Source organism: Blastococcus sp. SYSU D00695, assembly GCF_054050555.1.
In genome coordinates this window covers 83880-105428 of record NZ_JBJGZP010000003.1, presented here as the reverse complement: position 1 = coordinate 105428, position 21549 = coordinate 83880, and the positions used below count along the sequence as shown (strand labels likewise).

The window sequence follows — 21549 nt, the reverse complement described above, 5'->3', positions numbered from 1 at the left end:
CCCGTCCCCAGCGCGGTCCACAGTCGGTGGACGACGACCTACGCTGCGCGGCGTGCGCGAGACTGGACGGTCGTCTGCCGAGCGGGGGTCGTCGCTCCCCCTCGTGCTCGTGTGCTGGCTCGTCGCGGCGCTGATGGCCCTCGGCGCGGTGGCCGCCTCCGACGCGTTCCTCGAACAGCGCGCCGTCCAGGGGGTGTGCGACGCCGCCGCGCTGGCAGCGGCCAACCGGGCGGACGAGGCCGCCGTCTACGCCGGCGGCGTCGCCGGCGGCACGGTGCCGCTGACCCGCGGCGGCGCGCAGGCCGCGGTCGCCGACTCCCTCGCCGCGGGCGGCACCTCGCTGGACTCCTGGTCGGCCGAGACCGACGGCGTGGAGGTCACCGTGCGGTGCACGCGGCGCGTGCAGATCGCGTTCGGGTGGCTCTTCCTGGGCGGCCGCCCCCTCGAGCGCACCGCCGTCGCGAGCGCCCGCGCCCCGACCGTGCCCTGAGACGGCGAACGGCCCCCGACCTGGTGGTCGGGGGCCGTCTGCGTACCGGTGGCGGGTGAAGGATTCGAACCTTCGTAGGCTAAGCCGACGGATTTACAGTCCGCTCCCATTGGCCACTCGGGCAACCCGCCGTGGTGGTACCGGAGAAGAGAGTACAAGACGGGCCGCGCCCGTCCGCCGGGTCCTCCTGGCGGGTCGCCGGCCCCGATCGGGAGGAGGGGACGTGGCCGACTCGTCCTTCGACGTCGTCAGCAAGGTCGACCGCCAGGAGGTCGACAACGCGCTCAACCAGGCGGGCAAGGAGCTGTCCCAGCGGTTCGACTTCCGGGGCACCAACGCGTCGATCGCCTGGGCCGGCGAGGAGGGGGTCACCCTCACCGCCGACACCGAGGAGCGGGTCACCGCCGCGCTGGAGGTGTTCAAGGAGAAGCTGATCAAGCGGAACATCTCGCTGAAGTCCCTGGACGCCGACGAGCCGCAGTCCTCGGGCAAGTCGTACAAGATCTCCGCGCGCATCAAGCAGGGCATCGAGTCCGACGTCGCGAAGAAGATCGCCAAGCTGATCCGCGACGAGGGCCCCAAGGGCGTGCAGGCGCAGATCCAGGGCGACCAGCTGCGGGTCAGCGGCAAGAAGCGGGACGACCTGCAGGCGGTCCAGCAGCTCCTGCGCGGCGCGGACCTGGACGTCGCGCTGCAGTTCGACAACTACCGCTGAGCCCACGCCGATCCCCGGCGGACCGCCGTCCGCCCGGGTTCGTCCGTGCAGGAACGCGGGTCCTGCACCCCGGCGGTGCGGCTCCGGCGAGGGGCGCCGCGTCGGTCGGGACCGGGGTCACCGGCACCCAGTCCAGGTGCTTGCCGCTCCGCGCGTCACCGGAGGACCGGCCGCGCAGGTGCCGGCCCACCCACGGGAGGACGTGCTCGCGGTAGTACCGGGCCTCGGCCAGCACGCGGCGCCGGGGCTCGGCGGCGGGGTCGACGGCCGACGCCGCCACCTCGTGCCCGAGCGCGGTGAGCACCAGCGAGGCCACGCGGCGGTGGCCGGCCGGCCCCAGGTGCAGCCGGTCGGGCGACCAGTAGCCGGCCCGGCGCAGCTCGGGGTCGGCGAAGGCGTTCACGAACGTCACCCCGTGCCGGGCCGCGAGCTCCTCGAGGGCGCCGGTCAGCTCGGCGGCGCGGCGGTGCAGCGTCCGGCCGAACGGGAGCCGGGCCGAGGGGTCCGCGCCGCTGACGAGGACCAGCGTCACCCCCGCGTCGAGCACGCGGCGGACCGCGACCTCGGTGAGCCGCACGAGCCGGGCGGCGTCCACCCCCGGCCGCATGATGTCGTTGCCGCCGCCGTTGAGGGTCAGCAGCGTGGGCGCGGGGTCCAGCGACAGCGCCGCCGGCACCTGCTCGGTCACGATCGGCGCGAGCAGCCGGCCGCGGACGGCGAGGTTGGCGTACCCGACCGGCGCCCCGGTGGCCGCGGCGAGCCCGCCGGCGACGAGATCGGCCCAGCCGCGGACGGCGCTCCCGTACAGCTCGTCCCCGACGCCCTCGGTGAAGCTGTCCCCCACCGCCACGTACCGCACCCCGTCGTCCTGCACGGGTGGCGAGGATAGGCGCCCCGGCGGGCGGCGCCGCGACGTCAGCGCTGGCCGAGCTCGCGGGCCATGTCCTCCAGCCGGGCGATCCGCTCGGCCATCGGCGGGTGCGTGGAGAACATCGACGCCAGCCCCTGCCCCCGGAAGGGGTTGGCGATCATCAGGTGGCTCTGGGTGACCAGCCGGTCGTCCTGCGGCAGTGGCCGGGCGCCGGCGCCGCGCTCGATCTTGCGCAGCGCCGAGGCCAGCGCCAGCGGGTCCTGGGACAGCTGCGCGCCGGTGGCGTCGGCCTGGAACTCGCGGCTGCGGCTCACCGCCATCTGCACCAGGCCGGCGGCGACCGGGCCGAGGACCACCAGCAGCAGGGACCCCAGGGCGTTGCCGCCGCCGCGGTCGTCACCCGGGCGCCCGCCGAACAGCGACGCGAACATGGCCATGTGCGCCAGGTAGGTGATGACCGTGGCCATCGCCCCGGCGACGGAGCTGATGAGGATGTCGCGGTTGTAGACGTGGGACAGCTCGTGGGCCAGCACCCCCCGCAGCTCCCGGCGGTCGAGCAGCTCGAGGATGCCCTGGGTGCAGCAGACGGCCGCGTTGCGCGGGTTGCGCCCGGTGGCGAACGCGTTGGGCTGGTCGGTGGGGCTGACGTACAGGCGGGGCATGGGCTGGCGCGCCTCGGTGGCCAGGTCCCGGACGATCGCGTAGAGCGCCGGCGCCTGGGTCTCGGTCACCGGGAAGGCGCGCATCGAGCGCAGGGCGAGCTTGTCGGAGTTGAGATAGGCGTAGCCGTTGACGGCCAGCGCCACGACCAGCGCGACGAGCAGCCCGCCGCGGCCGCCGATCAGCGCGCCGGCGGCGAGGATCAGCCCGCCCATGAGCCCCATGAGCAGGGCCGTCTTCAGCGCGTTGTTCCAGCGGTGCACGTCCGGGACAACGCGGCTCGTCGGGGCGCCGTTCCCCGGCGGGGCGGGCGCCGGCACCCCGACGAGGGAATAGGGAGCGCCCGGGGAGTCGTTGCCCGACGGAGGCGGCGGCGCCGTCCCCGGCCCGTCCGGAACGGGCCAGCAGGTCTGCGGGACCGCGAGTGAGTCACGCCACACCGCTCGCTCGTCACCTACACGTAACCTCGCCCGGTGGAGGTAGACCACTCATGACCGCGACCGACCCGGCAATCTCGGCAGCCAGCTCCGCTCCCGGCGGCCTCGTGAAGAGCGTCGTCGAGCTCGACCGCGTGGTGATCCGGCTCGCCGGCGACTCCGGCGACGGCATGCAGCTCACGGGCAACCGCTTCACCAGCGAGACCGCGTCCTTCGGCAACGACCTGTCGACGCTGCCCAACTTCCCCGCCGAGATCCGGGCCCCCACGGGGACCCTGCCGGGTGTCAGCTCCTTCCAGCTGCACTTCGCCGACCACGACATCATGACCCCCGGCGACGCGCCGGACGTCCTGGTGGCGATGAACCCGGCGGCGCTGAAGGCGAACCTGGCCGACCTCCCCGGCGGCGGCCTGCTGATCCTGGACGCCGACGAGTTCACCCCGCGCAACCTCGCGAAGGTCGGCTACGCGACGAACCCGATCGAGGACGGCTCGCTCGAGGGCTGGCAGACCGTCAGCGTCCCGCTCACGAGCATGACGCTCGAGGCGCTCGCCGACTCCGGTCTCGGCAAGAAGGAGGCCGAGCGGAGCAAGAACATGTTCACGCTCGGCCTGCTGTCGTGGATGTACCACCGGCCCACCGAGGGCACGGTCCGCTTCCTCGAGCGCCAGTTCCGCCGCAAGCCCGAGATCGCCGCGGCCAACATCGCCGCGTTCCGGGCCGGCTACAACTACGGCGAGACGACCGAGGCGTTCGCGGTCTCCTACGAGATCAAGCCCGCCCCGATGGCCCCCGGCCGGTACCGCAACATCTCCGGCAACCAGGCGCTGGCGCTCGGGCTCGTCGCCGCGGCGTCCCGCTCGGGCCTGCCGCTGTTCCTCGGCGCGTACCCGATCACGCCGGCGTCGGACATCCTCCACGAGCTGTCCAAGCACAAGGCCTTCGGCATCCGCACCTTCCAGGCCGAGGACGAGATCGCCGGTGTCGCCTCGGCGATCGGCGCCTCCTTCGGCGGGGCGCTCGGCGTCACCACGACGTCCGGCCCCGGGGTGTCGCTGAAGTCCGAGGCGCTGGGCCTGGCGATCATGACCGAGCTGCCGCTCGTCGTCGTGGACGTGCAGCGCGGCGGCCCCTCCACCGGCCTGCCGACCAAGACCGAGCAGTCGGACCTGCTGCAGGCGATGTTCGGCCGCAACGGCGAGGCCCCGCTGCCGGTCGTCGCCCCCCGCTCCCCCGGCGACTGCTTCGACGCCGCGATCGAGGCGGCCCGGATCGCGCTCGCCTACCGCACCCCGGTGATGCTGCTGTCCGACGGCTACCTGGCCAACGGCGCGGAGCCGTGGGCGGTCCCCTCGGCCGAGGACCTGCCGGACCTCTCCGCCGAGGTGGGCTTCGCGACCGAGCCCAACGGGGAGGACGGCGAGTTCCTGCCCTACCTCCGCGACCCGGAGACCCTCGCCCGGCCGTGGGCCATCCCGGGGACGGCGGGCATGCAGCACCGCATCGGCGGGCTGGAGAAGGCCGACCGGACGGGGAACATTTCCTACGACCCGGCCAACCACGACTTCATGACCCGCACCCGCCAGGCGAAGATCGACGGCATCGCCGCGACGATCCCGCCCACCGACGTCGACGACCCCGACGGCGAGGCGCGGGTCGCCGTCATCGGCTGGGGGTCCACCTACGGGCCGATCGGTGCCGGCGTCCGCCGGGTCCGCCGCTCGGGCCGGAAGGTGGCGCAGATCCACCTGCGGCACCTCAACCCGTTCCCGGCCGACCTCGGCGAGGTGCTCGCGCGCTACGACCGCGTGGTCTGCCCGGAGATGAACCTCGGCCAGCTGTCGCTGCTGCTGCGCGCGAAGTACCTCGTCGACGTGCAGAGCCACACCCAGGTGCGCGGGCTGCCGTTCCGGGCGGCGGAGCTGGCCGCCGTCATCCAGGACGTCATCGACTCCACCAGCGGCGCACCGCTCGCCGCCGACCCCACCGGAGGCGGGGAATGAGCACCACCGAGCACGTCCACGACCTCGGGATGCCGGCGTCCACCCCCATCGACGCGGCGATCGCGGCGTCGATCGGCAGCCAGGGCGAGAAGGAGACGGCCCTCAAGGCCAAGGACTTCAAGACCGACCAGGAGGTGCGCTGGTGCCCCGGGTGCGGTGACTACGTCATCCTCAACGCGGTCCAGAGCTTCCTGCCGAGCCTGGGCATCGCGCGCGAGGACATGGTCATCGTGTCGGGGATCGGCTGCTCCTCCCGCTTCCCGTACTACATGAACACCTACGGGATGCACTCGATCCACGGCCGCGCCCCGGCGATCGCCACCGGCCTGGCCGTGTCCCGCCCCGACCTGTCGGTGTGGGTCGTCACCGGCGACGGCGACGCGCTGTCGATCGGCGGCAACCACCTGATCCACGCGCTGCGCCGCAACGTGAACGTGACGATCCTGCTGTTCAACAACCGGATCTACGGGCTGACCAAGGGCCAGTACTCGCCCACCTCCGAGGTCGGCAAGGTCACCAAGTCCACCCCGATGGGCTCGCTGGACCACCCGTTCAACCCGGTGTCGCTGGCCCTCGGCGCGGAGGCGACGTTCGTCGGGCGGGCGATGGACTCCGACCGCAAGGGCCTGACCGACGTGCTGCGCCAGGCCGCCGAGCACCAGGGCACGGCGCTGGTGGAGATCTACCAGAACTGCAACATCTTCAACGACGGCGCGTTCGACCTGCTCAAGGACCCGGCCACCGGCACCCAGTGGGCGATCCCGCTGGTGCACGGCGAGCCCCTGGTCTTCGGCCCGGACGGCGGGTCCTGCGTCGTCCGCGACGAGTGGGGCGGCCTGCGGATCGCCGAGACGAACCAGGTGCGCCCGGAGGACGTCGTCGTCCACGACGCGCACCGCGAGGACCCGGCGTACGCGTTCGCGCTCTCCCGGCTCTCCAGCCAGGACCTGCGCTACACCCCCATGGGCGTCTTCCGGTCGGTGCAGAAGCCCACCTACGACCGGATGATGAGCGAGCAGCTCGACACCGCGGCGGCCGAGGGCCCGGCCGACCTCGACGGGCTGCTGGCCGGCGGCGACACCTGGACCGTCTCCGCCTGACCCGACCCACCGCGACCGGCCCGTCTCCCCACCCGGAGGCGGGCCGGTCGCCGTTCTGCGGGCCGCCTCCGGGAGGCGGCCCGAGGGGTCAGCGGCGGCGGGACGCCCACGCGTGGACGGTGGCCGCGGTCTGCTCCGGGGTCTCGCCCGTCGAGTCGTGGACCAGGTCGGCCGGCGTCGCGCGCACCCACGCGTCGAAGGTCCGCGCCGCGGCCAGGAGACCGTCGTCCGGCCCGTCGGGGCCCGACCACCCGGCGTAGGCCTCCGTCCCTCGACCGCGCTCCCGGGCGGCGACCGTCTGCGGCGACGGGACCAGGGCCACGACCAGCAGGTCGTGGGGCGCGACCGCGTCCCGGAGGACCTGCACGTCCTCGCCGAAGACGTTGTCGGCGACGACGGTGGGCAGGCCGGCCGCGGCGTAGACCCGGGCGGCCTGGCCCAGGGCGCGGTAGCGCAGGTGCAGCTGCCGCAGCGCCTCGGGGGTGGGGTCGGGGGTCATGTCCGCGCGTCCGGAGACCACCGCGCGCCAGAACACGTCGCCGTCGAGGAACACCCCGCGCGGCCAGCGGCCGGCCACCAGCCGCCCGATCGTCGTCTTGCCCGCCGCCTGCGCGCCGGTGACCAGCAGGACCGCGCTCACCGCGGCGCGCCGGGGGTGACGCGCAGCAGCCGATCGCGGCCGTCGCCGTCGTCGGTGGTGACGTACAGGGCGCCGTCCGACCCCAGCTGCGGGGTGCGCAGCCGCCCGTGGCGGTCCTCCAGCTCGGGCACGCGGAAGGTGTCCCGCAGCTGCCCGGTGTCGTCCAGGCGGATCGCCAGCAGGCCGGTGTCCCTCAGCACGCCGACCACGAGCAGGCCGTCGTAGCCGCGCCAGGCCGGTCCTCGCAGGAACGTCGCGCCGGAGGTGGCGATCGTCGGTGCCCCCGACGCCCACGAGGGCGGCACGACGCCGGGCAGCTCGGGGTCGGTCATCGGCACGCTCTCGTCGTAGTCCCCGCCGTCGCCGTCGGGGTCGTACCCGCCGTTGGCGCCGGCCGACAGGAGCGTCACCTCGTCGTCGCGGTCGGTGCCGTGCTCGACGGCGTACACCTGACCGGTGCCCGGGCGCAGCGCGAGGCCCTGCACGTTGCGGTGGCCGTACGTCCACACCTCCGCGGCGGCGCCGGGCCGCCCGGCGAACGGGTTGCCCGGCCACGCGTCGCCGGTGACCGGGTCCACGCGCAGCACCTTGCCGCCGAGGACGGCGAGGTCCTGCGGGACGCTGCCGGTGGCCGAGTCCCCCGTACCGACCAGCAGCGCCCCCTCGGCGTCGAAGCGCAACCGGCAGCCTCCGTGCCGGCCGCTGCCGGCGTTCGCGGGGAGGCCGCCGACGAGGGGGTCGGCGACGCGGGTGGCGCTCCCCCAGTCCGCGGCCACGGTCCAGGCGACGACGGCGATCGACGGCTCGCCGTCCCCGTCCCGCACGCCCTGGCAGGTGTACATCCGGCGGGTGACGTCGAACGCCGGGTCGAGCACCAGGCCCATCAGACCGGTCTCGCCGCGGGCGTACAGGTCGTCGAGGTCGGCCTCGAGCTCGACCACCGCGCCGTCGGGCCGGACGGCGGTGAAGCCGCCGGAGCGCTCGTCGACCAGCAGGGTCCCGTCCGGGGCCTGCGCGACGTCCCAGGGGTGGTCGAGACCGTCCAGGACGACCTCGACCGTCAGCGCGGGAGCGCCCGGGCCCGGGCCGTCGGGGGCGGGACCGCCGCCTCCCGAGCAGGCCGTCCCCAGCAGCAGTGCGGCCCCGATGCAGGGCCCCGTCGCGCGCCTGCGAGCGGCGGGGGGCATCGGGGTCCCTTCTCAGCTCGTGCGGGTGACCACGTAGTCGCACAGCGCCGACAGCGCGTCGCGGACCTCGCCCTCGGGGACCTCCGCCAGCCGCGCCCGCGCCCGGTCGGCGTACTCCCGCAGCACCTGGGTCGCGCGCTCCAGCGACGCCGAGGAGCGCAGCAGCGCCAGCGCCTCGGCGTGTTCGCCGTCGTCGGTGACCGGGGCCCCCACCAGCTCCCGCAGGCGCGCCTCGGCGGGGTCGTCGCCGGCGAGCACGAACAGCACCGGCAGGGTGGCGATGCCCTCCCGCAGGTCGGTGCCCGGGGACTTCCCCGAGTCGCTGCCCTCGCTGAGGATGTCGATGAGGTCGTCCGACAGCTGGAAGGCGACGCCGACCTCCTCGCCGAAGGCGGTCAGCGACTCCACCAGGGCAGCGTCGACGCCGGCGAAGGTGGCGCCGAAGCGCGCGGCGGTGGCCACCAGCGAGCCGGTCTTGTCCGCCAGCACCTGGAGGTAGTGCTCGACCGGGTCGTCGTCCGGGGCGGGCCCGACGGTCTCGCGGATCTGCCCCGTGACCAGGCGCTCGAAGGTGCGGGCCTGCACCCGCACCGCCTCGGGCCCGAGGTCGGCGAGCAGGTCGGAGGCGCGGGCGAACAGGAAGTCGCCGGTGAGGATGGCGACGCTGTTGGTCCAGCGGGCGTTCGCGCTGGGTGCGCCGCGGCGGACGGCGGCCTCGTCCATGACGTCGTCGTGGTACAGCGTCGCGAGGTGGGTGAGCTCGCACACGACCGCGGACTCGGTCACGCCCGGCGCCTGCGCGTCGCCGAGCTGCGCGGCCAGCAGCGCGAGCATCGGCCGGAAGCGCTTGCCGCCGGCCGCCATCAGGTGCGCGGCGGCCTCCCGCACGAACGGGTGCGGGCTGTCGACGGACGCCGACAGCGTGGTCTCCACCCGGGCCAGGCCCGCGGCGAGCGCGTCGCCGAGGGCGCCTGCGGGCAGCCAGGCCCCGATCGTGGACGCCGGTGCTGAGCCTCGGTGCCAGACCTCAGCGGGTGGCGTTCCGTCGACAGCGGCGTGGGCTCCGGTCATCAACCGACGAATCTAGCCGCCCCACCGGCCAGGTCGAGCACCGCCCCGGGCACGATCCCCAGGACGAGCGTGGCCGCGGCCGTCACCGCCACCACCACGGTGGTGGGCAGCCCGGGCACGCCGACCGTCGGGCCCTCGCCCCCGCCGGTGGACCCGGCCGGCTCGGAGAAGTACATGAGGACGACGACCCGCAGGTAGAAGAACGCGGCGACGGCGCTGGCCAGGAGCGCGATCACGGCCAGCGGCCAGGCGCCGTCGTCGATGGCCGCCCGGAACACCGCGAACTTGCCGGTGAAGCCACTGGTCAGCGGGATGCCGGCGAGGGCGAGCAGGAACAGCGTCATCACGGCCGCCACCAGCGGCGAGCGCTGGGCCAGGCCGGCCCACGCGGACAGGTGGGTGGCCTCGCCGTCGCCGTCGCGGACCATCGTGAGGACGGCGAACGCGCCCAGCGTCGTCAGCCCGTAGACCAGCAGGTAGAACAGCGTGGCCGACAGGCCGGGGCTGTCGCCGCCGGCCTGGAAGCCGATGACGCCGGTCAGCAGGAAGCCGGCGTGCGCGATCGAGGAGTAGGCGAGCATCCGCTTGAGGTCGGTCTGGGTGAGACCGAGCACGGCGCCGACGACCATCGACACGATGGCGATGCCGTAGACCAGCGGCCGCCAGGTCCACTCGTCGGTGCCGAAGCCGACGTAGAGCAGCCGGAGGATCGCCCCGAACGCGGCGACCTTCGTGCAGGCGGCCATGAAGGCGGTCACCGGCGTCGGGGCGCCCTGGTAGACGTCCGGCGTCCACGTGTGGAAGGGCGCGACGCTGGCCTTGAACATCAGCCCGACCAGGAGCAGGGCGAGGCCGAGGACCAGCAGCACCCCGCCGCCCTCCTCGGCGACGGCCGCGGAGACGGCGGAGAGCCGGACGCTGCCGGCGGCGCCGTACACCAGCGCGAGGCCGTACAGGAAGAAGGCCGAGGCGAAGGCGCCGAGCAGGAAGTACTTGACCGCGGCCTCCTGGGAGAGCAGCCGGCGGCGGCGGGCCAGGCCGCAGATCAGGTACAGCGGGAGGCTGAGCACCTCGAGCGCCACGAACATGACCAGCAGGTCGTTGGCGACGACGAACAGCATCATGCCGGCGGTCGCGAAGGTGGTCAGCGGGTAGACCTCGGTCTGCACGCGGCTGGAGGTGAGCAGCTCGCGGTCGCGGGCGCTGCCCGCGGGCACGGCGGCCGCGGCGACGAACGACGACCGCGCCGGGTCCAGCGCGCGCTCGGCGAACAGCAGCACCGACAGGGCGGCCAGGCCCGCGATCGTCGCCTGCAGGAAGACCCCGGCGCCGTCCACGGCCAGCGCCCCGCCGGCGGTCACCTCGGCGCCGTCCCCGGACAGGTCGCGGCCGGCGGCCAGCAGGACGGCGCTGACCAGCCCGCCGACGGTGCCCACGAGCGCGACACCGACCTGGACCGGGTGGCGGACCTCCCGGGGGGCGAACGCCTCGACGAGGACGCCGACGCACGCGGCGCCGAGGAGGAACAGCAGCGGCGCCAGGGCCGCGAACGAGAGGTCCGGTGCCTCGATCATCAGTTCCCCGCCTCCGGTCCGGCACCGTTCGGATCCACGTCGGGGGTCGTCCCGCCGGGGTCCCCGCCGACGTCGGACACCGTGGCGGCGACGGCGGGTTCGATGAGGTCGATGAGCGGCTGCGGGTAGACGCCCAGGACGACGATCAGGGCCACCAGTGGCGCGGCCACGGCCACCTCGCGCCGGCTGAGGTCGGGCACCCGCCGCGTGCGGGTCGCGGACTCCGTCGCGGGGGCCGTCGCGGTCGCCGTCGTGGCCGCCGTGGTCGCCGTGGCCGCCGTCGTCGCGCCGCCGTCCCCGACGGGGCCGGTGGCCGCGGCGGGCCCGGGGGCGCCGTCGCCGGCGAGACCGGCGCCGTCCATCAGCCCGCGGGCCGGGCCGTGCATCGTCCGCTGGTACATCAGCAGCACGTAGAGCGCGGCCAGGATGATGCCGACGGTGGCGAGCACCGTGAACACCGGCCGGTCGGGGAACGAGCCGATCAGCACGAGGAACTCGCTGACGAAGCTGTTGGTGCCCGGGAGCGCGAGCGAGGCCAGGCCGGCGACGAGGAAGACCCCGGCCAGCGCGGGCGCCTGCGCGGCGACCCCGCCGTAGTCGGCGATCCGCCGGGACCCGCCGCGGGCGATGAGCATGCCGACGACGAGGAACAGCAGCCCGGTCGCGATGCCGTGGTTGACCATGTACAGCACCGCGCCGGTACCGGCCTCGGTGGTGAAGGCGAAGATGCCCAGCGCGATGAACCCGAAGTGCGCCACCGAGGTGTAGGAGACCAGCCGCTTCATGTCGGTCTGGCCCATCGCCAGCAGCGCGGCGTACAGCACCCCCACCACGGCGAGCGCGAGCACGTACGGGGCGAGGTCGCGGGACGCGTCGGGGAACAGCGGCAGGCAGTAGCGCAGGAAGCCGAAGGTGCCCACCTTGTCCAGGACGCCGACGAGCAGCACCGCACCGCCGATGGGCGCCTCGGCACCGGCGTCGGGCAGCCAGGTGTGCAGCGGCACCAGCGGCGCCTTGATCGCGAAGGCGACGAAGAACCCGAGGAACAGCAGCTTCTGCACGTCGGGGTCGATGTCGATGGCGTTGAGCACCTCGAAGGCGAAGCTGCCCTCGCCCTGCTGCGCGCTGACGACGTAGAGGCCGATCACCGCGGCGAGCATGACCAGCCCGCCGACCAGGCTGTACAGGAAGAACTTGACCGCCGCGTACTGCCGTCGCGGCCCGCCGAAGCTGCCGATCAGGAAGTACATCGGGACCAGCATCGCCTCGAAGAAGACGTAGAAGAGGAAGACGTCGGTCGCGGCGAAGACGCCCACCATCATCGCCTCGAGCAGCAGCAGCCAGGCGGAGAACGTCGTCATCGAGCGCTTGCCGGTCGGCTCGTCCGCCCAGGAGGCGCCGATGACGACCGGCACCAGCACGCCGACCAGCAGCAGCATCACCAGCGCGATGCCGTCCACGCCGAGGGCGAAGGAGACGCCGAAGTCCTCGATCCAGGACACCGAGCTGGTCAGCTGGAAGCGCGGGCCGTCGGTGTCGAACGCGGCCGTGGCCAGCACGGCCAGCAGCAGCACGACCAGGCTGATGCCCAGCGAGATCTGCTTGGCCAGCAGCTCCCGGCCGCGGCCCAGCGCCGCCACGACGGCCGCGCCCACCGCGGGCACGACGATCATGAGCAGCAGGAACGGGAAGTCAGTCACGCCAGGCGTCCCCTCGTCCGATCGACCGGCTCATCCCGCCGTCACCGCCAGCAGCGCCCCGGCGACCAGCACCGCGCCGCCGAGCATGCCCAGCGCGTAGGTGCGCACGAAGCCGGTCTGCAGCCGGCCCAGCCGCGCGGAGGAGCCGCCGAGCCCGGCGGCCAGGCCGTTGACCGCGCCGTCCACGCCGCGGTTGTCCACCCACACCAGCGCCCGGGTCAGCCACTGTCCGGGGCGCATGAACAGCGACTCGTTGACCGCGTCGGCGTACAGCCCCCGGCGGGCCGCGCGGGTGACCACCGAGACCCGCGCGGGGGCGACCACCGGCACCTCGCGGCGGCCGACGAACAGCCACGCGGCGAGCACGCCGAGCAGCATCACCACGGTCACCACCACCCCGACGAGGGCCGGCGCGACCACGTGCTCGGCCTCCTCGGGCTCGCCGAACACCGGGGCCAGCCACTCGTCGAGCGGGAAGGCCTGCACCAGCAGGAAGCCCGCGGCGACCGACCCGACGGCGAGCACGATCATCGGCACGGTCATGACCGGCGGCGACTCGTGCGGGTGCGGCGTGGACCGGCCCGGCGCGGACGGCGCCCACCGCGGGCGGCCAAGGAAGGTCATGAACATCAGCCGGGTCATGTAGAAGGCGGTGAGCCCGGCGCCGAGCACCGCGACCCCGCCGAGCAGCCACCCCGAGACCCCGCCGCGGTCCAGCGCGGCCTCGATGATCGCGTCCTTGGTCCAGTAGCCGGACAGGAACGGGAAGCCGATGAGCGCGAGGTAGCCCAGCCCGAAGGTCACGAAGGTGACCGGCAGCCTGCGCGCCAGCCCGCCGAAGCGGCGCATGTCCACCTGGTCGTCCATGGCGTGCATGACCGAGCCGGCCCCGAGGAACAGCCCGGCCTTGAAGAAGCCGTGGGTGAGCAGGTGCGCGATCGCGGCGGCGTAGCCGACCGGGCCGAGCCCGACGGCCAGGAACATGTAGCCGATCTGGCTGACCGTCGAGTACGCGAGCACCTTCTTGATGTCGTCGTACGCGCAGCCGGCGATCGCGCCGATCATCAGGGTGACCGCGCCGACGGCCATGACCACCGTGCGCGCGGTCTCGGTGAGGTCGTAGATCGGCGCCGACCGGGCGATCAGGTAGACGCCGGCGGTGACCATGGTCGCGGCGTGGATGAGGGCCGAGACCGGCGTCGGGCCCTCCATCGCGTCGGGCAGCCACGCCTGCAGCGGGAACTGGCCGGACTTGCCGCAGGCGCCCAGGAGCAGCAGGAGCCCGAGCGCCGTGACGGTGCCGCCGGCCAGGAGCCCGACCGAGCCGAAGACGCCCTCGTAGGTGACCGTGCCGAGCTGGGCGAACATCAGGAAGATCGCCAGGGCCAGGCCGACGTCGCCGACCCGGTTCATGATGAACGCCTTCTTGGCGGCGGTGGCGGCCGCCGGGCGCTCGTGCCAGAAGGCGATGAGCAGGTAGGAGGCCAGGCCCACGCCCTCCCAGCCGACGTACAGCGCGACGTAGTTGTCGCCGAGGACCAGCAGCAGCATCGCCGCGACGAACAGGTTCAGGTACGCGAAGAACCGCCGGCGCCGCGGGTCGTGCGCCATGTAGCCGATCGAGTAGACGTGGATCAGCGCGCCGACCCCGGTGATCAGCAGGGCGAAGACCGCCGACAGCGGGTCGAACAGCAGCCCCATCTGCACGTCGAGGCTGCCGCTGTCGACGAAGGTGAACAGGTCGACGGCGACCTGCCGGTCGTCCAGCTGCAGGGTGCAGGCGAGCGCGATGACGAAGGCGGCCACCACCGTCGCGGTGCCCAGCAGGTGACCCCAGCGGTCGGTGCGCCGGCCCCCCAGCAGCAGCACCGCGGCTCCGGCGAGGGGCAGTGCGATGAGCAGCCAGGAGGCGGAGATCAGCCCGTCAGCGGGCACGGTGTCCATCGACGCAGGTCCCCGTCTCGTCAGTACTTCAGGAGGTTGGCGTCGTCGACGGACGCCGAGCGGCGGGTCCGGTAGATCGACATGATGATCGCCAGGCCGACCACGACCTCGGCGGCGGCCACGACCATCACGAAGAAGGCCATGATCTGGCCGTCGACGGTGCCGGTCGCACGGGCGAAGGTGACCAGCGTCAGGTTCACCGAGTTGAGCATCAGCTCCACGCACATGAACACGACGATCGCGTTGCGCCGGACCAGGACGCCGACCGCGCCGATGGTGAACAGGATGGCGGCGAGCACCAGGTAGTGCGCGAGCGTCATCGGGGGTCTCCCCCGGCCGCACCGTCCGCGCTGCCGCCCATGAGGTCGGGACTCCCCAGCTGGCGGCGTCCGGTGGGGCGCGGCATCTGGTCGACCTCCTGGGGCTCGATGCCGGTGGCGAAGCTGTCCTCGGCCGGCCGGCCGTCGGGGAGCAGGGCGGGAGCGGCGACGGAGTCCGCGCGGGCGAAGACGCCGGGGCCGGGCAGCGTCTGCGGCCGGTCGCTGGTCAGGAACCGGGCGCGGGACAGCTCCTTCTGCGTCTGGCGCGTGCCGGGCTCCCGCTCGATGTGGGCCAGCACCATCGCGCCGACCGCGGCGGTGATCAGCAGCGCGCTGGTGACCTCGAAGGCCAGCAGGTAGCGGGTGAACAGCAGCTCGGCGATCGCCTGGATGTTGCCGTCGGGCTGGGCGTCGTCCAGGCCCCGGGGCGACAGGTCCTGGGTGGCCCGGGCGATGCCGGCGCCCACCAGCCCGGCGAACCCGACGCCGAGCACGATCGCGGCGACCCGCTGCCCGCGCAGCGTCTCCACCACCGAGTCCGACGAGTCGCGGCCGACCAGCATCAGCACGAACAGGAAGAGGATCATGATCGCGCCGGTATAGACGATGATCTGCACCGCCCCGAGGAACGGGGCCTCCTGGACGACGTAGAACACGCCCAGCGCGAGCATCGTGTTGACCAGCCACAGCGCCGAGTGAACGGCGTTGCGGGAGAACACCATCCCCAGGGCGCCGGCCAGGGCGATCGGCCCGAGCACCCAGAAGACGACGGCCTCCCCGGTGCCCAGCGAGACGCTCGTGTCGGCCGCGGCCGCGAGCACCTCGCCGCCTCCGGCGCTCACGCCTGCTCCCCGCGCTGGGTGGCCGCCAGGTAGTAGGCCTTCTCGTCCTCACCCAGCCGCATCGCGTGCGGCGGCGCCTCCATGCCCGGCAGCAGCGGGGCCATCAGCTGCTCCTTGGTGTAGATCAGGTCCCGCCGGTTGTCGTCGGCCAGCTCGAAGTCGTTGCTCATGGTCAGCGACCGGGTCGGGCAGGCCTCGATGCACAGGCCGCAGAAGATGCAGCGCAGGTAGTTGATCTGGTAGACGCGGCCGTACCGCTCGCCGGGCGAGTACCGGGCCTCCTCGGTGTTGTCCCCGCCCTCCACGTAGATGGCGTCCGCGGGGCAGGCCCAGGCGCACAGCTCGCAGCCCACGCACTTCTCCAGCCCGTCGGGGTGCCGGTTGAGCACGTGCCGGCCGTGGTAGCGCGGCTTGGTCACCTTCGGGACCTCGGGGTACTCCTCGGTCGTCACCTTGCGGAAGATCTGCGCGAAGGTGACGCCGAACCCCTGCCCCGGTGCGGGCAGCAGGCTGCGGCGGCCGGCCGGCGCCGGTGTGGCACCGCGGCCGGCCCGCTCGAGCTCGCCGCCGCGCGCGGACCGCTCGACCTCGCCGCCGCGGGTCGCCGGGCGGTCGCCGCGCTCGGGCGTCGGGTCAGACACTGCCGTCCTCCATGCCGCTGGTCGTGGGGGTGCCCGCGGGCCGCGAGCCGGACCGGGTGCTGCCGCGGCGGCCGGTGGCCACCACGCCGCCGTCGGCACGGGCGGGGCCGCCGACCGGCTCGGCCCGCCGCAGCCGCGGCGAGGGCGGGACCGCCAGGTCCAGCGGGGGGATCGGGAAGCCGCCCTCGGCCCGGCTGGGGCCGGTGCGCTGCGCGGGCCGGCGGCGCGGCCCGACGGGGGCGAGCACCTCGGGCTCGGGGTCGGTCGCGTGGACCGCGCCCGCGGTGGCCTCCTCCGCCATGATCCGGGTGTCCCGGTTGCTCGCCCGGCTGGCCACCAGCAGTCCGGCGAGGACGAGCAGCGCGATGGGCACGCCGACGAACAGCGCCACCTGGCCGGTGGAGAGGTCGGCCTCGCGGGCCACCGTCCGCATCGTGGCCACCACGAGGATCCAGGCCAGCGCGGTCGGGACGAGCACCTTCCACCCGAAGCGCATGAACTGGTCGTAGCGGAGCCGGGGCAGCGTGCCGCGCAGCCAGATGAACACGAACAGCGCGACGACGACCTTGCCGAAGAACCACAGCACAGGCCACCAGCCGGAGTTGGCGCCGTCCCAGATCGACAGCGGCCACGGGGCCCGCCAGCCGCCGAGGAACAGCGTCGCGGCCAGGGCGGAGACGGTGACCATGTTGATGTACTCGGCCAGGAAGAACAGCGCGAACTTCAGCGACGAGTACTCGGTGTGGAAGCCGCCGACCAGCTCGCTCTCGGCCTCGGGCAGGTCGAAGGGCGCCCGGTTGGTCTCGCCGACGACGGCGACGGCGTAGATCACGAAGCTGACGGGCAGCAGGACGGCGAACCAGCTGGGCCCGGTGAACTCCAGGCCGAAGAAGGAGACCTCGTTGCCGTCGGCCTGCGCGGCGACGATCTCCGACGTCGACATGGACCCGGCGTAGAGGAACACCGCGACGATCGACAGGCCCATCGCGATCTCATAGCTGACCATCTGCGCGGCGCTGCGCAGGCCGCCCAGCAGCGGGTAGGTCGAGCCGGAGGCCCAGCCCGCCAGCACGATGCCGTAGACCCCCATGGCCGAGCAGGCGAGCACCACGAGCACGCCGATCGGGGCGTCGGTGAGCTGCAGCGGGGTGCGCTCGCCGAAGATGCTCACCGTCGGGCCCAGCGGGATCACCGAGAAGGCGAGGAAGGCCGGCACGGCGGCGATCACCGGCGCCAGGAAGTAGACCGGCTTGTCCGCCAGCGCCGGCATGATGTCTTCCTTGAACGCCAGCTTCAGGCCGTCGGCCAGGCTCTGCAGGTAGCCGCGCGGGCCGACCCGGTTGGGCCCGATCCGCTGCTGCATCCGCGAGACGACCTTGCGCTCGAAGACGATGGCGAACAGCGTCATCAGCACCAGGACGACGAAGATCCCGACGATCTTGATGAGGACGATCCACCAGACGTCGCCGCCGAAGTCCTCGAGCGTCGGCTGGTCGGCCGTGGCCAGGACGGTCACGCGACGCCTCCCGTCGGGGCGGTGGGGGCGGCCGCGGGTGCGGCGGACAGCCGGACGATGCCCCCGGGCGCGGTGCCCAGCTGCGCGCGGACCTCGCTGCCCGGTGAGCGCATCGGGACCCACACCACCCGGTCGGGCATCTCGGTGACGCGCACCGGCAGCGTGATCGAGCCGGTGGCCCCGGTGACGGTGACCCGGTCGCCGTCGGCCAGGCCCAGGCGGGCCGCGGCCTCGCGGCCCAGCCGGGCGACCGGCGGGCGGGCAGTGCCCGCGAGCTCCGGCTCGTCCCGCTGCAGGGTGCCGACGTCGAGCAGTTGCCGCCAGGAGGCCAGCACCGCCTCGTCCTCCCCCGGGGCGGGGTCGGCGGCGGGCGGCACGTCGAGGCCGGGGACGGGAGCGACACGGGCCGGCAGGCCGAGGGCGCCCAGCTCCGCCCGGGCAGCCTCCACGACGGGCAGCCGCAGGTCGACGCCCATCGCCTCGGCCAGGCCGTGCAGCACGCGGCCGTCGGTGAGCTGTCCCGTGCCGTGCAACGTCGCGTCGAACGAGCGCACCCGGCCCTCCCAGTCGAGGTAGCTGCCGGCCTTCTCCGGCGCGGCCGCGACGGGCAGGACGACGTCGGCGCGCTCGGTGACCGCGCTCGGCAGCAGCTCCAGGCTGACGACGAACCCGGCCCCGGCCAGGGCCGCCTCGGCCAGCCGCGGGTCGGGCAGGTCGGCGGGGTCGACCCCGCCGACGAGCAACCCGCCCAGGGCCCCGTCACGGGCGGCGGTGAGGATCGCGGTGGTGTCGCGGCCGGGGGCGGACGGCAGCGCGTCGGGGGCCAGGCCCCACAGCGCCGCGACCTCGGCGCGGTGCGCGGCGTCGGTGACCACCCGGCCACCGGGCAGCAGCCCGGGCAGGGCGCCGGCCTCGACCGCACCGCGCTCGCCGGCCCGCCGCGGCACCCAGGCCACCCGGGCGCCGGTGAGCCGGGACAGCTCGGCCAGCGCGCTGAAGGCGCCGGGGACCTCGGCCAGCCGCTCGCCGGCGAGGACCACCGCGCCGGGCTGCCGCAGCGCCTCGACCGCGGGCCCGCCCCACGTGCCGGCGGCCAGGGCCGCCAGCGACCGGGCCTCGGTGCCGGGCAGGGTGCCCAGCACGGTGGCCTGCAGCTTGACCGCGGCGCGGGTGGCGAAGGGAGCCAGGTCGAACACCGGCAGCCCGCGGGTGCGCACGGCGCGGCGCAGCCGCAGGAAGACGATCGGCGACTCCTCCTCCGGCTCGAAGCCGGCGAGCAGCACGGCCGGGGCGGCGCCGAGGTCGTCGTAGGTCACCGCGCCGTCGTCGGGGCCGTGCCCACCGGGGAAGCGGCCGGCGACGCGTGCGGCGAGGAACGCCTCCTCCTCGGCGGAGTGCGCGCGGGCGCGGGCGTCGACGTCGGCGGTGCCCAGCACCAGGCGGGCGAACTTGGCGTAGGCGTAGGCGTCCTCGACGGTCAGCCGGCCGCCGGGCAGCACGCCGACCCCGCCCGCCGACCGGGCCGCGGCCAGCCCCGCCGCGGCCGCCGCCCACGCCTCCGGCCAGGACGCCGGCTGCAGGACGCCGTCGCGCCGGACCAGCGGCGTGGTCAGCCGCTCGGTGGCGGTGGCGTAGCGGAAGGCCCAGCGGCCCTTGTCGCAGTTCCACTCCTCGTTGACCTGAGCGTCCTCCCCCGCCAGCCGGCGCAGCACCCGGCCGCGGCGGTAGTCGGTGCGCTGCGCGCACCCCGAGGCGCAGTGTTCGCAGACGCTGTCCTCGCTGCGCAGGTCGAACGGGCGGGAACGGAACCGGTACTGGGCGCTGGTGAGCGCGCCGACCGGGCAGATCTGCGTGGTGTTGCCGGAGAAGTAGGACTCGAACGGCTCGTCCTCGTAGATCGCCACCTGCTCCAGCGCGCCCCGCTCGAACAGCTCGATGAACGGGTCGCCGGCCACCTGCTGGGAGAAGCGGGTGCAGCGGGCGCACAGCACGCAGCGCTCCCGGTCCAGCAGCACCTCGCTGCTGATCGGCAGCGGCTTGGGATAGGTGCGCTTGACGTCGACGAACCGGCTCTCGGCGCGGCCGTTGCTCATCGCCTGGTTCTGCAGCGGGCACTCGCCGCCCTTGTCGCAGACCGGGCAGTCCAGCGGGTGGTTGATGAGCAGCAGCTCCATCGTGCCCTGCTGCGCCTTGTCGGCGACCGGGCTGGTCAGCTGCGTGTGCACGACCATGCCCTCGGTCACCGGCATGGTGCAGGAGGCCACCGGCTTGCGCTGCCCCTCGACCTCGACCAGGCACTGGCGGCAGGCCCCGACGGGCTCCAGCAGCGGGTGGTCGCAGAACCGGGGGATCTGCACGCCGATCATCTCGGCCGCGCGGATGACCAGCGTCCCCTTCGGCACGGCGACGTCGAAGCCGTCGATCGTGGCGCGGACGGCGTCCGGCGGGGTGTGCGGCCCGGGGGTGCCGGGCGGGACCGCCGCCGCCGGCTCGGGGCTGACGAGTGTCACGAGGCGGCCCCCACGGGCTCGAGGCGGAGGGAGCGGCCGAGCCGGGCCTGCTCCTCGGGGGGCAGCAGCGCGACGTAGTCGTCCCGGAAGTACTTCAGCGAGCTGGCGATGCAGCTGGTGGCGCCGTCCCCGAGGGCGCAGAAGGACCGGCCGAGGATGTTGTCGCAGGTGTCGGTCAGCAGGTCGAGGTCGGCGGCGGTGCCCCGGCCCTCGACCAGCCGCTGCAGGATCTGGACCAGCCAGTAGGTGCCCTCGCGGCAGGGGGTGCACTTGCCGCAGCTCTCGTGCGCGTAGAACTCGGTGAAGCGCAGGGTGGCCTCGACGATCGAGTCGGTCTCGTCGAAGACCATCAGCGCGGTGGTGCCGAGCATCGAGCCGGCCGCCGCCACCGAGTCGAAGTCGAGCGGGACGTCGAGGTGCTCGGCGGTGAAGTACGGCGTCGAGGACCCGCCCGGCGTCCAGAACCTCAGCTCGTGGCCGGGCCGCACGCCGCCGGCCATCTCCAGCAGCTCGCGCATCGTCGTCCCCATGGGGGCCTCGTACTGGCCCGGACGGACGACGCGACCCGACAGCGAGTAGATCTTCGGCCCGGGCGACTTCTCCGGGCCGAACGCCTTGAACCACCCGGCCCCGCCGCGGACGACGAACGGCACGCTGGCCAGCGTCTCCACGTTGTTGATCACCGTCGGGGCGCCGTAGAGGCCGGCGACGGCGGGGAACGGCGGCTTGAGGCGCGGCTGGCCGCGGTAGCCCTCGAGCGAGTCGAGCAGCGCCGTCTCCTCGCCGCAGATGTAGGCGCCGGCGCCGGCGTGCACGACGAGCTCCAGGTCGTAGCCGGAGCCCAGGACGTCCCTGCCGAGGTAGCCGGCGGCGTAGGCCTCCTGCACGGCGCTGACCAGCCGGCGGTGGGCGTGCACGGCCTCGCCGCGCACGTAGATGACCGCGAAGGAGCACCGGATCGCGTAGGCGGAGATGATCACGCCCTCCACCAGGGAGTGCGGGTCGGTCATCATCAGCGGCAGGTCCTTGCAGGTGCCCGGCTCGCCCTCGTCGGCGTTGACCACGAGGTACTTGGGCTTGGCCGCCGGGCCGGTGGGGGTCTCCCCCGGCTTGGGCTGCGGGATGAAGCTCCACTTCATGCCGGTCGGGAAGCCGGCGCCGCCCCGGCCGCGCAGCCCGGAGTCCTTGACCAGGGTGACGAGCTCGTCGGGGGCCATCGTCAGCGCGGTGCGCAGCGCGGCGTAGCCCTCCAGCGACTCGTAGGTGGACAGCCGCCAGGACCGGTCGGCGCCCCAGCGGGAGGTGAGGACGGGGGTCAGGGGCATGGG

The 21549-nt window shown here is 74.0% G+C and carries 18 protein-coding genes and 1 tRNA gene; 4 read left to right on the top strand and 15 right to left on the bottom strand.

Going from position 1 to position 21549, the window contains the following annotated elements; all coding sequences use genetic code 11:
* Nucleotides 1-52: 52 nt before the first annotated feature.
* On the top strand, nt 53-490 hold the full coding sequence (locus ACI781_RS03195; RefSeq protein WP_456564632.1) for a pilus assembly protein TadG-related protein: 438 nt from the start codon (nt 53-55) through the stop codon (nt 488-490).
* Between the two features lie 49 nt (nt 491-539).
* On the opposite strand, the gene ACI781_RS03190 is transcribed toward ACI781_RS03195, so the two are convergent.
* Nucleotides 540-621, bottom strand: a tRNA-Tyr gene (locus ACI781_RS03190).
* 92 nt (nt 622-713) lie between these two features.
* Between ACI781_RS03190 and ACI781_RS03185 the strand changes: the two genes are divergently transcribed.
* Nucleotides 714-1205 (top strand): YajQ family cyclic di-GMP-binding protein, encoded by a 492-nt coding sequence (locus ACI781_RS03185; RefSeq protein ID WP_456564631.1) that lies wholly within the window; start codon nt 714-716, stop codon nt 1203-1205.
* On the opposite strand, the gene ACI781_RS03180 is transcribed toward ACI781_RS03185, so the two are convergent.
* Entirely contained in the window at nt 1111-2079 is a 969-nt protein-coding gene (locus tag ACI781_RS03180; protein ID WP_456564630.1) for an SGNH/GDSL hydrolase family protein, read from the bottom strand. The two genes, ACI781_RS03185 and ACI781_RS03180, sit on opposite strands and share 95 nt — an antisense overlap.
* Nucleotides 2080-2120: 41 nt before the next feature.
* Entirely contained in the window at nt 2121-3056 is a 936-nt protein-coding gene (gene htpX, locus ACI781_RS03175; RefSeq protein ID WP_456564629.1) for a zinc metalloprotease HtpX, read from the bottom strand.
* 170 nt (nt 3057-3226) lie between these two features.
* On the opposite strand from htpX, the gene ACI781_RS03170 reads away from it, so the two are divergent.
* Together ACI781_RS03170 and ACI781_RS03165 are read left to right on the top strand one after the other, a co-directional pair.
* Entirely contained in the window at nt 3227-5176 is a 1950-nt protein-coding gene (locus ACI781_RS03170) for a 2-oxoacid:acceptor oxidoreductase subunit alpha (RefSeq protein WP_456564628.1), read from the top strand.
* Nucleotides 5173-6276 (top strand): 2-oxoacid:ferredoxin oxidoreductase subunit beta, encoded by a 1104-nt coding sequence (locus tag ACI781_RS03165; protein WP_456564627.1) that lies wholly within the window; start codon nt 5173-5175, stop codon nt 6274-6276. The genes ACI781_RS03170 and ACI781_RS03165 overlap by 4 nt, the downstream gene beginning before the upstream one ends.
* A gap of 88 nt (nt 6277-6364) precedes the next feature.
* Here the strand turns inward: ACI781_RS03165 and ACI781_RS03160 are convergent, their stop codons facing one another.
* From ACI781_RS03160 to nuoF, 12 genes are read right to left on the bottom strand one after another with little or no spacing between them, the layout of a single operon-like run.
* Nucleotides 6365-6916, bottom strand: a complete 552-nt coding sequence (locus tag ACI781_RS03160) for a phosphotransferase-like protein (RefSeq protein WP_456564626.1) — start codon at nt 6914-6916, stop codon at nt 6365-6367.
* Entirely contained in the window at nt 6913-8103 is a 1191-nt protein-coding gene (locus ACI781_RS03155) for a PQQ-dependent sugar dehydrogenase (protein WP_456564625.1), read from the bottom strand. Before ACI781_RS03155 ends, ACI781_RS03160 begins: the two co-directional genes overlap by 4 nt.
* A gap of 12 nt (nt 8104-8115) precedes the next feature.
* Nucleotides 8116-9174, bottom strand: a complete 1059-nt coding sequence (locus ACI781_RS03150; protein WP_456564624.1) for a polyprenyl synthetase family protein — start codon at nt 9172-9174, stop codon at nt 8116-8118.
* The gene (gene nuoN / locus ACI781_RS03145; protein WP_456564623.1) at nt 9174-10748 is read right to left on the bottom strand and encodes an NADH-quinone oxidoreductase subunit NuoN; all 1575 of its coding nucleotides are present in this window, start codon (nt 10746-10748) and stop codon (nt 9174-9176) included. Before nuoN ends, ACI781_RS03150 begins: the two co-directional genes overlap by 1 nt.
* Entirely contained in the window at nt 10748-12448 is a 1701-nt protein-coding gene (locus tag ACI781_RS03140; RefSeq protein WP_456564622.1) for an NADH-quinone oxidoreductase subunit M, read from the bottom strand. The genes nuoN and ACI781_RS03140 overlap by 1 nt, the downstream gene beginning before the upstream one ends.
* A gap of 30 nt (nt 12449-12478) precedes the next feature.
* On the bottom strand, nt 12479-14392 hold the full coding sequence (nuoL, locus tag ACI781_RS03135; protein ID WP_456564621.1) for an NADH-quinone oxidoreductase subunit L: 1914 nt from the start codon (nt 14390-14392) through the stop codon (nt 12479-12481).
* A 20-nt stretch (nt 14393-14412) separates the two neighbouring features.
* A complete protein-coding gene (gene nuoK, locus ACI781_RS03130; protein ID WP_456546257.1) occupies nt 14413-14712 on the bottom strand; it encodes an NADH-quinone oxidoreductase subunit NuoK in 300 nt (99 codons plus the stop codon).
* Nucleotides 14709-15554 carry an NADH-quinone oxidoreductase subunit J gene (locus tag ACI781_RS03125; RefSeq protein WP_456564620.1) on the bottom strand — a complete coding sequence of 282 codons (846 nt, stop codon included), beginning with the start codon at nt 15552-15554 and terminating at the stop codon, nt 14709-14711. The genes nuoK and ACI781_RS03125 overlap by 4 nt, the downstream gene beginning before the upstream one ends.
* A complete protein-coding gene (gene nuoI / locus ACI781_RS03120) occupies nt 15551-16195 on the bottom strand; it encodes an NADH-quinone oxidoreductase subunit NuoI (protein WP_456564619.1) in 645 nt (214 codons plus the stop codon). The genes ACI781_RS03125 and nuoI overlap by 4 nt, the downstream gene beginning before the upstream one ends.
* Nucleotides 16188-17711, bottom strand: a complete 1524-nt coding sequence (gene nuoH / locus ACI781_RS03115; RefSeq protein WP_456564618.1) for an NADH-quinone oxidoreductase subunit NuoH — start codon at nt 17709-17711, stop codon at nt 16188-16190. Before nuoH ends, nuoI begins: the two co-directional genes overlap by 8 nt.
* Nucleotides 17708-20221, bottom strand: coding sequence for an NADH-quinone oxidoreductase subunit G (locus ACI781_RS03110; protein ID WP_456564617.1), 2514 nt, complete (start codon nt 20219-20221; stop codon nt 17708-17710). Before ACI781_RS03110 ends, nuoH begins: the two co-directional genes overlap by 4 nt.
* Complete coding sequence (gene nuoF, locus ACI781_RS03105) at nt 20218-21546, bottom strand: NADH-quinone oxidoreductase subunit NuoF (protein WP_456564616.1); 1329 nt, start codon at nt 21544-21546, stop codon at nt 20218-20220. Before nuoF ends, ACI781_RS03110 begins: the two co-directional genes overlap by 4 nt.
* Between the last annotated feature and the right edge of the window lie 3 nt (nt 21547-21549).